General features: G+C 44.1%; 12 protein-coding genes. All 12 read right to left on the bottom strand.

The window, feature by feature from the left end; all coding sequences use genetic code 11:
- Window positions 1-26: 26 nt before the first annotated feature.
- The gene (locus NOM01_RS03235) at window positions 27-2,339 is read right to left on the bottom strand and encodes a DNA translocase FtsK (protein WP_255746361.1); all 2,313 of its coding nucleotides are present in this window, start codon (window positions 2,337-2,339) and stop codon (window positions 27-29) included.
- Between the two features lie 164 nt (window positions 2,340-2,503).
- A complete protein-coding gene (locus NOM01_RS03230; RefSeq protein ID WP_255746360.1) occupies window positions 2,504-4,171 on the bottom strand; it encodes a ribonuclease J in 1,668 nt (555 codons plus the stop codon).
- A 239-nt stretch (window positions 4,172-4,410) separates the two neighbouring features.
- On the bottom strand, window positions 4,411-5,040 hold the full coding sequence (gene pcp / locus NOM01_RS03225; RefSeq protein WP_255746359.1) for a pyroglutamyl-peptidase I: 630 nt from the start codon (window positions 5,038-5,040) through the stop codon (window positions 4,411-4,413).
- A 73-nt stretch (window positions 5,041-5,113) separates the two neighbouring features.
- Entirely contained in the window at window positions 5,114-6,013 is a 900-nt protein-coding gene (dapA, locus tag NOM01_RS03220; RefSeq protein ID WP_255746358.1) for a 4-hydroxy-tetrahydrodipicolinate synthase, read from the bottom strand.
- 5 nt (window positions 6,014-6,018) lie between these two features.
- Complete coding sequence (gene dapG / locus NOM01_RS03215; RefSeq protein WP_255746357.1) at window positions 6,019-7,266, bottom strand: aspartate kinase; 1,248 nt, start codon at window positions 7,264-7,266, stop codon at window positions 6,019-6,021.
- A gap of 84 nt (window positions 7,267-7,350) precedes the next feature.
- A complete protein-coding gene (asd, locus tag NOM01_RS03210) occupies window positions 7,351-8,409 on the bottom strand; it encodes an aspartate-semialdehyde dehydrogenase (protein ID WP_255746355.1) in 1,059 nt (352 codons plus the stop codon).
- A 322-nt stretch (window positions 8,410-8,731) separates the two neighbouring features.
- The gene (locus NOM01_RS03205) at window positions 8,732-9,316 is read right to left on the bottom strand and encodes a dipicolinate synthase subunit B (RefSeq protein ID WP_255746354.1); all 585 of its coding nucleotides are present in this window, start codon (window positions 9,314-9,316) and stop codon (window positions 8,732-8,734) included.
- Window positions 9,313-10,209 carry a dipicolinic acid synthetase subunit A gene (gene dpaA / locus NOM01_RS03200; protein ID WP_255746353.1) on the bottom strand — a complete coding sequence of 299 codons (897 nt, stop codon included), beginning with the start codon at window positions 10,207-10,209 and terminating at the stop codon, window positions 9,313-9,315. The genes NOM01_RS03205 and dpaA overlap by 4 nt, the downstream gene beginning before the upstream one ends.
- Window positions 10,210-10,443: 234 nt before the next feature.
- Complete coding sequence (locus NOM01_RS03195; RefSeq protein WP_255746351.1) at window positions 10,444-11,679, bottom strand: M16 family metallopeptidase; 1,236 nt, start codon at window positions 11,677-11,679, stop codon at window positions 10,444-10,446.
- A gap of 243 nt (window positions 11,680-11,922) precedes the next feature.
- Window positions 11,923-14,064: a polyribonucleotide nucleotidyltransferase gene (gene pnp / locus NOM01_RS03190; protein ID WP_255746348.1), complete on the bottom strand. Its 2,142-nt coding sequence runs from the start codon at window positions 14,062-14,064 to the stop codon at window positions 11,923-11,925.
- 118 nt (window positions 14,065-14,182) lie between these two features.
- A complete protein-coding gene (gene rpsO, locus NOM01_RS03185) occupies window positions 14,183-14,452 on the bottom strand; it encodes a 30S ribosomal protein S15 (RefSeq protein ID WP_255746346.1) in 270 nt (89 codons plus the stop codon).
- Between the two features lie 159 nt (window positions 14,453-14,611).
- Window positions 14,612-15,556 carry a bifunctional riboflavin kinase/FAD synthetase gene (locus tag NOM01_RS03180; protein WP_255746344.1) on the bottom strand — a complete coding sequence of 315 codons (945 nt, stop codon included), beginning with the start codon at window positions 15,554-15,556 and terminating at the stop codon, window positions 14,612-14,614.
- Window positions 15,557-15,558: the final 2 nt, after the last annotated feature.

The raw sequence follows: 15,558 nt of genomic DNA, 5'->3' as shown, positions 1-15,558 counted from the left end.
CCATCGCCGTTTTCATGATTCACTGCCTATCTTCCACTGACTTCATCGCTTTGCTTCGGCACAAGCACAGCACGTGGTTTACTGCCTTCATAAGGACCGACAATATGATTTTCCTCCATTGCATCGATCAATCGCGCAGCCCGATTGTAACCGATTTTGAACTTGCGCTGCAGCATCGAGACACTCGCCGTCTGCCTAGAGGTGACAAGCTGTACGGCATCGTCAAATAATGCATCTTCGACTTTCTCTTGATGCTGTTCCGGCAGTTCTGCCGGTATCATATCTTGACGGTAACTTGCTTTCTGTTGACTAATCACATGATTGACGACCGCTTCGACTTCTTCGTCTGACAGAAAAGCACCTTGAATCCGGACAGGTTTTGAAGCACCGATCGGTAGAAACAACATATCACCTTTTCCAAGCAGTTTTTCCGCTCCACCTGAATCCAAAATCGTTCTTGAATCCATCATCGATGAAACACTGAATGCGATCCGAGATGGGATATTTGCCTTGATGACTCCTGTAATAATATCCACTGACGGCCGCTGTGTCGCAATAATCAGGTGGATTCCGGCAGCACGTGCCATTTGTGCAAGGCGAGTCACTGTCTCTTCAACATCCTTAGAAGCAACCATCATTAAGTCAGCAAGTTCATCAATAATGACTACAATATAAGGCATCAGCGGCTGCTTTTCTTCGTGCTCGTGATTAAATTTTCGAACCGCTTCATTGTAGCTCTCCAAATTACGTGTGCCGCTCTGTGAGAAAAGTTCATAACGTCTTTCCATTTCTCCAAGCACATTTTTGAGTCCAAGTGCCGCTTTTGCAGGGTCAGTCACAACAGGCGTCAACAGATGCGGAATTCCATTATATACGTTCAGTTCAACCATTTTCGGATCAATCATAAACAGTTTAACTTCACTCGGTTTCGTCCGCATAAGAAGTGTAATGATGATTCCGTTAATACAGACACTTTTTCCGCTGCCTGTCGCCCCGGCAACAAGCAGGTGAGGCATCCGATTTAAATCAGCAAGAATCGGTTCCCCGGAGATGTCGCGTCCAAGCCCAATGGTGAGTTTTGATGACGCACGTTTTGCATTCTTGGATTCAAGCACTTCTCTGAGACATACCATAGCGACTTCCTGATTCGGCACTTCAATGCCAACGGCTGATTTTCCGGGAATAGGCGCTTCGATACGAATATCCTTGGCGGCTAGAGCAAGCGCAAGGTCGTCGCTCAAACTGAGAATTCGGCTGACCTTCACCCCTGCTTCGGGGTACACTTCATAACGAGTAACGGCTGGCCCGAGATGAACTTCCTTAACAGTTGCACGTACGCCGAAACTTTCAAAGGTCCGTTCCAGAGTACGTACATTCTCCGCAATATGAGTGCGTTCATTATTCTGTGCATTTTTCCCTGGCGCTCTCAGTAAAGATAAAGGCGGTAATTGATAATCTGCATTCTCGACCGGCATTTGCGAGAAATCAGGAGTAACATCTTCTGCCGGTTCATCTTCATAATCTTCTGCCGACATCTGTTTGCTGTCCGTGGTGACCGGATCCTGCATATCCATGGATGTTTCATTAAAATCATGAATTTCAGGTTCTGATGATCTCTCCTCATGCGCGTCTTCAATAATTGGCAATTCATGCTCAGCCTCACGTCGTGATTCCTTCTTTTGTTTCGGTTTGTGTTCTCTCGCAAAAAAATTAGTCATTCCGTTCTTAAAATGAGCAGCACTCTTTTTCATTGATCGGAACAAGCCGCCAAACAATTTCTTTATGATATCGCGAAGTGAGTGACCGGTGATCAGAATAATGGACACAAGGAAGAGAAAGCCTGTCATAAAATAGGTCCCGGTCGTAGAAAAGAGGTAATAAAAAAAAGCGAACCCAATAGAACCGATCATTCCGCCCCCAAGTCCTTGACTTGGAATTGATCCTGACAATTCACCGCGAAAAAGCAGGAACGTATTCAAAATGACCGACCGATTCTGCCACACATTTACGGAAGACAACGCCTCAAATAACCGAACATGACTGACCAAGAGTAATGTAAATGTAAGTAAATAAATACCTGAAAGCCTTCGTGTAAAAAATTCCGGCTGTTTTCGAAACAGAATGTAATATACCGAAAGAACAAGAAAATAGAGGAGAAGAAGGACCCACCAATTTCCGGTGAACAACCGCGCTGCTTCTTTAATCACTTCTCCGGCAACGCCTAAATTACTGATACCAATACAGGTAAGCGCAAACATGCAGAGACCGCCTACTTCATAGATCAGGGTCTCTTTCCAGCCAATACTTGCGCGTGTGCGCTTCCTTTTTTTCTTTGCCATAATTCACGTGCACCTCATTTATTTCTTGTTACATACATGCTTGTCCTAAAGCTCTTCTGTCTTTAATTTACTCTAAATACCTGTTTTTGGCAAAGGATTACTGATCCTCCTTCTTGATCAATTCAACAGAGAGCAAATAAAAAAACCGAGCATTGACCCGGTTTTTAAAATTCCATGATAATTGGCAATATCATTGGACGGCGTTTGGTTTTGTCAAAAAAGTATCGACCTAGCGAATCTCTAATTCCACTTTTTAGCGATGACCACTCAGATACGTGCTGTGTCAGTGATTTCGACAGCACATCGGAAACGATATGATTAGCTTGATCTAAAAGATCTTCCGATTCACGAACATAAACGAATCCGCGTGTGATGATTTCAGGACCTGCAAGGATCTTCTTCGTCCTGCGTCCCAGAGTTACGACAACAATGACCGTACCATCCTGAGACAGCAAGCGGCGATCTCTTAACACAATATTACCCACATCGCCGACACCAAGTCCGTCAACAAGCAGCTGCCCGGCGGGAACTGAGTCCGACGATCTCGCTTCACCGTTTGTGAATTCCACAACATCGCCCTTGTCCAACAAAAATGTGCGGCTAGCGGGAATTCCCATAGATTCTGCAATCTCTTGATGTGCTTTCATCATTTTGAATTCACCATCAATCGGAACAACATACTTTGGCCGAGTTAATTGGAGCATTAATTTAATGTCCTCTTCAGAACCGTGACCCGAGATATGAACATCCTTGCCAAACACAACTTCAGCACCTTCGCTCATAAGCTGATCGATCGCATTCGTCACTGTTTTCTCATTACTTGGCGTTAAGGATGCCGCATAGATAATCAGATCTTTTTCCTTTAATCTCAGCTTCTTATGAAGATGATTAGCAAGACTCGTTAATGGGGTTAACGGATCTCCATCTGCACCGCTTGTCAATATGGCAAGCTCCTGTGCCGGCTGTTTTGTCGATTTTTCCCAATTGATTATGATACTTTCAGGAATGTCGAGAAAGCCTTCTTTGGAAGCGATCGAGATGATGCGGTCCAAATACTTCCCATCAATGGCTACCTTGCGATCATGTTCCGCACATGCATTAAAAAATTGCTGTATACGGTGAATATTGGTCGCATGGATGGAGACGATTACTCGTCCTTCCGCGGAATAGAGAATATGATTGAAACGATCGCCAATGAGTGCATCGGTTGGCGCTTTACCAGGAAGTTCTGCATGCTTGCTGTCAGACAACAGACAAAGAACACCTTTATCCCCTATTTCTGAAATTTTGCTGACATCCGTACGGACTCCTCCGACCGGAGTAAAGTCGAATTTGTAATCCCCTGTATGAACAACATAACCCTGTGCTGTTTGGATCGCATAACCGACAGAATCCGGAACACTGTGATAGGTTCTGAAACAGTCAATGATGCATTGCCCGATTTTTAAACGCTTATCCGGATTAATGGTATTAAATAAATCTTTTGGAAAACTGACACCTACTCTTCTGAGACTTTCCCACACAAAGGCTAATGTCAAACGTGTTCCGTAGACAGGAACCTTCAGATCTCTCATCAGGTAAGGCAAGCCTCCAATATTCGCTTGATGGCCGTGCGTCAGAAATATACCTTTGATCTGATCGCGGCGATCAGCTAAATAAGAGACATCGGGAATTACTGTATCAACTCCGAGCATATCTTCGTGGGGATGCATTAATCCCGCATCAATAATATAAATGTCATGATTTACTTCAATGACTGTCATATTATTACCAATTTCGCCAACGCCGCCCATTGCATAAATTTTCACGCTGTCTTTCTTTGCATGTGTCAATGGGCATTCCTCCTATTAAGTTGAGCAGTCATCGCTATTGACCCGAACTAATCATTGGTTTTATTATACCCAATCCCTATCGCAAAGTACAATTTTTTCTCATTGATTTTGGAGGAGCAATCCAAGCCTTGTAATTCAGATCAACCGGATTCCTTCACCCCTATTTTTCTCAGTATGCGTGCACCGCTGCCCTCAACAGTATTAATTCATCATTGCAACAGGCAACACCCGGAATCTTATCATACAGTAACTTTCTCAGAAAAAGCCGCCGCAGAGACAATAGCCGCCTGTTTAAGTGCTTCGGTCAACTGATCAATGGCCACGCTTGGTGCGCCGTTTTTTGAGATCTGTTCAGGTAGAAAAGGAACATGTATGAATCCCCCGATTTTCGGCTTTTCAGTTTTTCTGAGTTCATGCATCAATCTATAAAAAACATGGTTGCAGACAAAGGATCCTGCATTTTCAGATAATTCAACCGGAATGTCCAATTCTTGAATAGCACGGATGATCTCATGAACAGGCAACGCGGACTTATATTTTTCCGGTCCGTCTTCCACGATGCTTTGATCATTGAGGACGACGCCTTCATTATCAGGATTTTCCGAGTCGCTTTTATTCATCGCAAACAGTTCTGGAGTAATTGCCTTACGTCCGCCAGCTTGTCCGACTGCAATAATGACATCGGGACAAATAACGCGTACTGATGCAAATAAGCGATCCGCAGCTTCTCTATAGGAAACTGGGAGTTTCGTTGCAAAAAGTTCAACGGTATCCGTTGCCTGCACCCCGTCCAATCGTCTCACAGCTTCCCATGAAGGATTCAGCTTACTTCCCCCAAACGGCGCAAAGCCGCTTAATAACACTCTCATCTCCGATTCCTCCATTAAGATCAAATAAAAAGATGAATCAAATGGTTGCTCTGATTCATCTTTTATCTTTCATTTATTTGCCAATTCTTATATCTGCAGTTTTCTTGAATTCCCGATAGATATTAACCAACGAACCAAGTTCTTGCTCAGTAAGGTCGACCATAGGCAAGCGAACGCTTCCAACATTAATGCCCAGCTTATTAAGAAGCGCTTTCACTGGCGCAGGGCTCGGCGCTGCAAACAGCTCGCGCATAAACGGGAGCATGTTTCGGTGCTGCTCCGCACTTTCTGAAACACGACCGTCAAGAAAAGCACTGATCATTTGTTTCATTTCCGGAGCAATGACATGAGACGAAACGGAAATCACTCCGTGACCGCCAATCGACAAGATCGGCAGCGTCAGTCCGTCGTCACCGCTGTACAGATGAAAATCATCTTTTGTTCCATTAATAATGGTGGCCATCTGATCCAAGTTCCCGCTTGCTTCTTTAACAGCGACTATGTTGTCGATCTGCGACAAACGAATAATCGTTTCCGCTGAGATATTGACCTTTGAACGGCTCGGAATATTGTAAATGATAACCGGAACATCCACATGTTCTGCTATAGCTTTATAATGTGCGTACAAGCCAGCTTGATTCGGCTTATTGTAGTACGGAGCCACAGCCATGACTGCGTCTACGCCAAGCTTTGCCGCTTCCTTTGAAAAATCAACTGATAGTTTCGTATTGTTATTGCCTGTTCCGACAATAACCTTAATTCTTCCGTCGACGACACGAACCACATGTTCAAAAAGCATCAGTTTTTCTTCATGTGATAACGTGGGTGATTCGCCGGTAGTTCCCGCAACCACAACGCCATCCGAACCTGTTTTGATCAAATGTTCAATCAGGTCGGTGGTTCGTTCTAAACTTACTTTACCCTTTTCATCAAAAGGCGTGACCATGGCAGTTAACAATCGCCCAAAATCCATTTTTCTCACTCCTGTTTAGGATGTTCCAAGATTGATTCATCGTGTTCTGCCTCAAGATGAAAGGCTTTATGCAGCGCATTTACTGCATCCTTCATTTTATCTTGTTCGACAAGAACCCAAATGGTGTTGTGAGAATCAGCAGATTGTAAAATCCGGATTCCCTGTTCTGTTAAAGCATTGACGATTTTCGAAGCCACCCCAGGAACACCTGCCATACCCGCACCGACTGCAGACACCTTGGCACAATTCTTTTGAACCTCGGGAGCATATCCTCTCGCCTCCAAAATGGCTATCGCCTTTTCGGCAGACTGCTGACTAACCGTATAAACAACACCATTTGGACTAATATTAATTAAATCTACGCTAATTCCTTGTTCAGCCATTGCCTTGAACACTTTTGCCTGTAAATCAAATTCATTTTTTCCGGCACGTACCCTTATTTGGGTGACATCTCGCACATAAGTAATCCCAGTGACCGGACGTTCTACTAAATCCTGACCTCTGCCTGAGCGGTCCATCGTTGTAACAATTGTCCCTAAGCTGTCAGACATGGTCGAGCGAATATGAATCGGGATCTTCGCTGTCATGGCAATTTCTACTGCTCGTGGATGAATGACCTTTGCTCCTTGATAAGCCAGATTGCATACTTCATTGTACGTAAGCATTGACAATCTGCGCGCGTCACTGACGATACGCGGATCGGCAGTCATGACCCCATTCACGTCTGTAAAAATATCAATCCATTCGGCATCAACTGCCGCACCGAGTGCAGCAGCCGAGGTATCGCTGCCTCCGCGCCCTAATGTCGTGATCTCACCATCTCTCGTTTGGCCTTGGAATCCAGCAACAACAATTGCATCGCAATCCTCCAGACGATTTAAGAGCGGGGTGACTTTCATTTCAATGATTTTAGCTTCATTGAAAGCGCCGTTTGTACGAAAACCCGCCTGAGCTCCAGTCATGGCCTCTGAACGAATACCTGCCTGCTTTAACAAATTTGAAAAAACGACCATGGATATTGTTTCGCCGCATGACATTAGAATATCTTTTTCGCGTGCGGAACTTTTACCATCACGAACGAGTGCAAGCAGCGTATCGGTCGCATATGGATCACCTGAGCGCCCCATTGCAGAGACGACAACAACAACCTTATAACCTTTTTTAACTGCTCTCGCGACATGCTCAACTGCGCGAGTTCTCATTTCTTCTGTTTGGACCGACGTTCCGCCAAACTTTTGCACAATGATCTTCAAATTATTCCACCCTTTCGCGTAAGGGAGATCAACATGGAGCAGGATTCATCGATCAGCTTCGCGGCGATTGTTCAGACACAATGTTCAGACCTTAACCAAGCCAAGCTTGAGAAGGCTTTCTGCAATTTGTACCGAATTCCATGCAGCACCCTTAAGTAAATTGTCAGAGACAATCCACATATGAAAACCGTTTGCTACGTCAGGATCGCGCCTAATACGACCGACAAACACTTCTTTTTTGCCCGATGCGTTGGACGGCATTGGATAAACTTGATGTTCCGGGTCGTCTTCAAGAACAACACCCGGAGCATTTTTCAGAAGATCTTTCAGGTCCGATGCTTCAACATCTGTTTTGTCGATCTCAATGTATACAGACTCACCATGGCTGATACTTACCGGTACCCGCACGCAAGTCGCCGACACTTTGATTTCCTGATCGTCCATGATTTTTTTGGTCTCGTTTATCATTTTCATTTCTTCAAAAGTATAATCATTTGGTTGAAACAGATCAATCTGCGGAATAGCATTAAATGCCATCTGATAATGTTTCTTATCGCCCTTAACAGGCATAATCGCCGTTACCGGTGGCTCGTCATTCAAAACTGCTCTGGATTGATCCTCGAGCTCAGCGACCGCTTTAGCTCCCGCGCCGGAAACCGCTTGATACGTAGAGACAATAATTCGATTCAAACCATATGCCTGACGAATCGGTTCCAATGCTGCAACCATTTGAATCGTTGAGCAATTCGGATTGGCGATAATTCCATGATGCTCAAACAGCGCTTTTTCATTAACTTCTGGTACAACAAGCGGCACGTCTTTATCCATACGAAATGCACTTGTATTGTCAACAACAATCGCACCGCGTTTTGCAGCTTCCGGTGCAAGTTGTTTGGATACTGATCCGCCTGCGCTGAACAATGCTATGTCTATGTTCTCAAATGATTCGGGTTTTGCTTCATTTATTGTCCATTCTGTGCCGCCAAATGATACCTTTTTCCCTGCTGAACGTGCTGAAGCCAGCGGATAAAGCGATTTAACCGGCAAAGGAGAACTTTCAAGCATTTTGAGCATACGCGTACCGACAGCACCGGTGACACCGACAACTGCCACATTCAAGCCTTCTGATTTAAGCAAACCCATCTCTCCTCTATTTTCCTAACTGTTTTTTCCTATTATTATATAATTAATAATGGCTTAAAGAAAAGGACAAATCAAAAAATGTCCTTTTTCACCGAAAAATACAGTTTAATTTTATCATAATTTATTCAAGAGAGAAGCAGAGACCCATTTATTTTTTTTATTTTTAGCTTTATTTACGTATCATGTTCATGATCAGCTTATGAGGGGGCATTAAAAAGCCTCAGCATTCGTGACCTTCAGCCAGCTGATCAATTCACAAATTTTATTGAAACAACATGGGAAGATGAGTATCCAATAAACCAAATCAAAAGATAACGTCACTTTATTTTTCGAGGAGAATCGGCTGCTTTTGCCTACCAAGTATTGCATCTTCCACGGTATCAATCAAGAGATTCATATGAGAGACAAGCGAATTCGGTTTATGAATCGGATCATCCTGACCGAATGGAATAAAATAAATGTTTTTCGAAACAATCAATTTGGCAATGTTTTGCAGATTCAACCCCAATCCGTCATTGGTAGATACGCCGAGAACAACCGGGCTTTCGTTTCGAAGCGTCGCTTTTGCTGCCATAAGAACCGGGCTGTCTGTCTGCGCATTAGCAAACTTGCTCATTGAATTCCCTGTCAAAGGCGCGATGACCATACAGTCAAGTGGTTTTTTCGGTCCGTAGGGCTCAGCATCAACAATGGAATCGACAACCTTCTGCCCACTTATTTCCTCCACTTTGCTGATCCAGTCACTTGCCTTGCCGAAACGGGTATCGGTCGTTTTCACAGTATACGTAACAAATACAGACACCTTGCACCCGGCCTCAACCAGCTTTTCAATCTGAGGAACAACTTGACTATACGTACAGTGAGACCCTGTGATGCCAAATCCAATGTGTTTTCCCTTCAGATTCATGACTCATCCTCCTCTGAGAACTTTTGAAGTAATAATTCCGTAAGCACATTAGCGATAATTCTGCCCGCAGTTTTCGGCGCCACCATCCCCGGCAACCCCGGTGTAATCATTGCTTTAATGCCTCTTTTTTTGGCATAGCGAAAATCCGTTCCTCCCGGAAGTGACGCAATATCAATGATAAAGCTGCTTGCCGGCATTTTTGACAGTACTTTACTTGTCAATACCAGAGCAGGTATCGTGTTAATGCATATTTCATTGTCTTCCACTTCTTTTTCTAATTCCTTTAAATAAAAGGCTTTAACACCCATTTCTACGGCGCGGGCAATCTGTTCCGGATTCCGCGATCCAACTTTTACGTGTGCACCAAGTGCATGAAACGTACGGGCGATACTCATTCCGGTTCGGCCGAGCCCAAGTACAATAACATTTGCTTGGTGAATGGTAATATCCGTGTTCTGAATGACCATCATTAATGTTCCTTCAACGGTTGGTATCGAATTGTAGATTGCCACATCATCTCTGGCAAACAATTTCACAACCTCACGCTGCGTATCTTCAGAGACTTTATTGAGATAAGGTGTCGAAATACCCGAATAAACGGTGCAATGTTCAGGTGTTTCAGCAAGCCATTCTTTTGAAAGATTCACCGTTTCATTTGAGAAGGTGGTTTCTACGTTGCCTTCATGATCAGTCCCGCTTACGGGCAAAATAATGCTGTCTACTTCTTTAGCATTAATTTCATCCATATTAACCTTGGATGCTCCGTTAAAATTTCGATCCAGCTGATCAAAACCGACAAGCGACAGATGAGCATCGAGCGCAGTTAATTTATTGATGACTTCAATCTGTCGGGCGTCCCCTCCCATGATCACGATATGTCTGTTTGTCAGCATCGACATTCCCTCCGCTCGGCTATTTTCTTCCATTTTTCGTGCATAGCCGTTTTTTCTTCCAACACTTTATGGTATGACAAAGACCCGGTAGTGTGAAATTCTTGGGCGCGCAAAAAGGGCTCGGAATCGTTTGATTCCGAGCCTGAAAGAGTCTAGATCATTTTGCGTATTCGATTACTGGACCGTGTGTTGATCAGCAATAAATATAGAGTAAGCTTAATGTATTAAAAGGACTTAAAGTGCCACGGGCAAGTCACCTGTCGGACTGACCACGGAACAGGAGTATGGTTTCTCAAATACTTCTTGTGCCACGCGATGCACATCACCTAACGTAACCGCATCAATTAATGCAATGGTTTCGTCAATGGATCGCTCTCTACCGAGAATGAGTTCATTCTTAGCATTTCTGCCCATCCTGCCGTTTGTACTTTCCAATCCGAAAATCAGGTTGCCCTTAATTTGTGCCTTACTGCTCTCAAGTTCCTTATCTGAAATACCATGATCCGTCAAACGATGAATGGATTCAAGTATTGTTTTCCCCAAATCTTCAATTTGATTTGCGCCAGTTCCTCCGTAAATGGTGAGCAGGCCGCTGTCTTTGAACGCAGTATGGAATGAAAAAACAGAATAAGCAAGTCCGCGTTCCTCGCGCACTTCTTGAAAAAGTCTGCTGCTCATACCGCCTCCAAGTGTGTTATTCATAACCATCAGAGGTGCCATCGAACGATCACGACTGCTGTATCCCGAGAATCCGAGACAGATATGTGCCTGCTCCGTTTCCTTTTTGCGTGCAATTTTGCCGGGATTGAACGACGGTGCCGGTTGGCGCTCATCCGCATCTGGTATTTCATATAATGAAAAAATACCTTCGATTTCATTGAGAAATTCTACAGGCACATTGCCCGCCACTGAGATCACAATATTGTCAGGTGTGTAATGCATTCGCATATGAGCTCTTAAATCATCCGGTCCGAAATCAGATAACGTCTTTTGTGTACCGAGAATCGGATACCCGAGCGGATGATGAGCAAAACTCGTCGCACTGAGCAGATCGTGAACCAAATCATCCGGCGTATCCTCATACATTTTGATTTCTTCACCGATCACTTGTTTTTCTTTTTCCATATCGTCTTTATCAAAACGAGAATGGAAGAACATATCCGCAAGCACGCGCATCGCGTAGCCTGCGTCTTTGTCCATCACTTTCGCGTAGTAACATGTGCTTTCTTTCGAGGTGAACGCATTCACCTGACCGCCGATTTTGTCGAACGCTTCGGCAATTTCACGTGAGTTTCGCGTCTGGGTACCTTTAAACAACATATGCTCAATAAAGTGCGAGATACCATTATTCGATTCATTTTCATATCTGGATCCTGTTCCAACCCATATGCCGATACTTACCGAGCGCACAGTAGGAATATTCTCCAGCAATAGACGCACACCGTTTGGCAATTTCTTTTTAATAACCACTAACTAATCCCCCTGTAACCTTATCAATCCGCTAATCTATTATTTTATACTACTATATCACGATGAAAATAAGCAGACAAATAGATTCGACTTTTTCCAACATTAGGTGTTTATTTCCAAACTGATGAGTTCATAAATAAAATTATATGATTGAAAATCTGAAAAATACATCAATGAGAGAATCTGCCTGTTTTTCGGCAAAAAAAAAAGACAGGTAATCCTGTCATGCCAAAAAATGATAAGTTACGGCTGTGTCGTGCTTTTTACCTGTTCTGCAGCTTCTTTTTTTTGTTCAAGTAATACTTTGCGTGAGAGTTTAACACGACCCTGACGGTCGACATCAATCACCTTTACGCGAAGTTCATCGCCAACTTTAACTACATCTTCAACGTTTCCCACACGATTTGTATCGAGTTCGGATATATGAACGAGCCCGTCTGTATGACCAAATAGCGAAACGAAAGCTCCAAATTTTTCAATTCGTTTCACCTTACCGACAAAGATGTCACCTACATGTGCGACACGCACCAAGTCTTCGATGATTTCTTTTGCCTTTTTCCCATTTTCCTCGCTAATCGAAAAAATCATGATTGACCCGTCTTGTTCAATATCAATTTTAACGCCGGTCTGATCAATAATCTTATTAATCATTTTTCCGCTTGGACCGATAACATCCCTTATTTTATCAGGATTAATGGTCATTTTAATCAGTTTGGGAGCAAAAGCTGCCAAGTGTTCGCGCGGAGCGGCTATAGTTTCCAAAATGGTCGCCATAATTTTCATGCGTCCCTCTCTTGCCTGCTCCAGCGCTTTGCTCAAAATGTCACGTGTCACACCGGAAATTTTAATATCCATCTGCAAAGCGGTAACACCTTTTTCTGTTCCCGCACATTTAAAGTCCATATCGCCAAGAGAGTCTTCCATACCCTGAATATCTGTAAGAATAACCACGTCATCGCCATGCTTTACGAGTCCCATTGCAATCCCTGCGACTGGTGCTTTGATTGGAACACCGGCATCCATTAATGCCAAAGTACTTCCGCAAATACTTGCCTGTGAGGATGATCCGTTTGATTCAAGCACTTCAGAGACGCACCGGATCATATAAGGAAAGTCCTGCTCGTCGGGAATGACCGGAGCAAGAGCCCGTTCTCCGAGCGCTCCGTGGCCGATCTCTCTTCGTCCTGGTGAGCGTGATGCCCTGGCTTCACCTGTACTGAATCCCGGAAAATTATAGTGATGGATGAAGCGTTTCGTCTCTCCTGCTTCGAAATCATCCAAAGTTTGCGCCTCTCCAAGCGGGGCAAGTGTGCACACACTCAATGCCTGTGTCTGTCCGCGCGTAAATAATCCTGATCCATGAGCACGTGGAAGCAGTCCGACGCGTGCTGAAAGCGGTCTGATTTCGTCAATTGCGCGCCCATCCGGTCGCAGGTGTTCCACAACAATCATTCGTCGAACCGCTTCTTTGAGAACCGTATGTAAAACGTCTTCAACAAGTTCTAAATCAACCGGAACTTCCGCATCCCCATTCTCGGCTTCGAAAATAGAAATAATCGACGTATTCACTGCTCGAATAGCAGCATCTCGCGCTTGCTTTTCTTCTGTACGCATCGCCTGATTTAGTCGATCCCCTACCATGGAACGAATGCGCTTTTCCAAATCATCTGCTGCTTTATAGAGTTTGACGTCCATCTTTTCTTTGCCGTTCTCAGCAACAATGTGTTCTTCGAATGCAATTATATTTTTGATTTGTTCGTGTGCAAACAAAATGGCGTCGAGCATCGTTTCCTCGGGAATCTGATCTGCCCCGGCCTCCACCATATTAATGGCAGCTTTCGTTCCGGCAACGGTCAAATGCAAATCGCTCTTTTTTGCTTGTTCAACAGTTGGGTTAACAATAAATTCGCCGTCTACCCTACCGATAATTACACCGGCAATCGGTCCGTCAAATGGTACGTTTGAAAGTGAAAGTGCCAAAGACGAACCAAGCATCGCAGCCATCTGCGCGCTGCAGTCCAGATCTAAACTAAGCACCATGTTTCCAATCAGCACCTCATTCCTGAACCCTTCAGGAAACAGCGGTCGAAGCGGACGATCAATCATACGGGCGGAAAGAGTTGCCATATCACTCGGCCGTCCCTCTCTTTTTATAAATCCACCCGGTATCTTTCCCACAGCATATGTACGTTCATCATAATTTACCGTCAGCGGAAAAAATGATCCTTCTTTAGGTTCTTTTGATGCGGTGACCGTGGATAGAATGACTGTATCCCCGTAATAAACAAGAGCTGCACCATTTGCTTGTTTTGCAACTTCTCCGATTTCAACGCGCAGAGGCCGACCTGCCCAATCAAACGAATACACTTTTTTACCGGTTTGCATTATCGTAACACCTCTTTCCCCATCCTTATCGCGCGTACCCAGATTATTCTTTCAATCGGATTGTTTGCGCAATTTCTCTTATATAAAAAAGCGGGAATGCTCCCGCTTTTTGACTTACTTATCGGCGCAGGCCCAATTTAGTGATGAGCTCGCGATATCTCTTGACATCATTTTCACGAAGGTATGTGAGAAGGTTACGGCGTTTGCCGACCATTTTCAGAAGGCCTCGGCGTGAATGATGATCTTTCTTATGCTGCTTCAAGTGATCGTTTAACGCGTTGATTTGCTTCGTCAGTACAGCGATCTGTACTTCGGGTGAACCCGTATCGTTTTCATGAGTTGCGAACTCGTGAATCAGGTTCGTTTTTTCTTCTTTTGATAATGCCACTTATGTTCACCTCCTGAACTCGAATCCCCGCATGCATCGCTGTCGCCGGTGGAGCAAACAGCCAAGCAAGGGTTCTTGTACGATTAAATCGTACTGGTTAATAATACATGTTTACAACCTGTATTTCAAGCGAAACTGAAACAAAATAAATAAAAGACGTTATTTAGACAAAAAATAGTTACGTGTATCTTCCTTATCTGTCTCCATTTGTTCAATCAAAGCTTCAGCACTGTCAAACTTTAATTCAGGCCTCAAACGTTTATACCAATTGATTCCCACTTTTTCATCATAAAGATTACCTTTGAAGTCGAGCACATAGACTTCAACAGTTTTTACTGCCTCATCTTTTTTGTAGAAAGTGGGACGGAGACCGACACTGCAAACGCCATTCAATGGTTCATTGTCTACGATCAATTGGACCGCATAAACCCCGTTTGGCGGCAAAAGAAACGCCTCGTCTTCGTCAACATTAGCAGTTGGAAAACCTAAAGTGCGTCCGCGCTGGTCGCCATGGACCACAATTCCGGTTGTTCGATATGGATGATCCAACAATTTCGCAGCTTCCTCCAAATTTCCCTGCTCAATTAAAGAGCGAATATGGGTTGTGCTGATTTTAGCTCCGAACAATTCAACCTTAGGAACCATTGAATAACTAAACATACTTCTAGAGAATTCACCGATATTGCTCATGTTCCCCATCGCTTTTCGGCCGAACGTGAAATCATATCCTGCGACTACATGCTTGGCATGTAGTCGAATCAAGTATTCATCAACAAAATTCTGCGGCGACAATTGACTAAGACTGCGATCAAATTTAACAAAATAAAGAATATCCACGCCTAGCTCTTCTATCAGTTCAGCTTTCATTCCGTTAGGAGTCAATTCAGTGTCTCTTTTTGATTCCGGACTCAGTACAACGGACGGATGGGGGTAGAACGTCATGACCGCTGCTTCCAGACCTTTTTCTGCAGCAATCTTGACAGCCGTTTTAATCACCTTTTGATGACCAAGATGCACCCCGTCAAAATACCCTAACGCGATCACTTTCTCTTGATTGTCCATTTCTTCAATAAAAGGCCGACCGTCTAAAAAAACGCGCTCCATAA

It is taken from the genome of Sporolactobacillus sp. STSJ-5 (genome assembly GCF_024385605.1).
Classification (GTDB): domain Bacteria; phylum Bacillota; class Bacilli; order Bacillales; family Sporolactobacillaceae; genus Sporolactobacillus.
The sequence above is the reverse complement of the archived record's forward strand: the minus strand, read 5'-3'. Positions and strand labels throughout refer to the sequence as shown.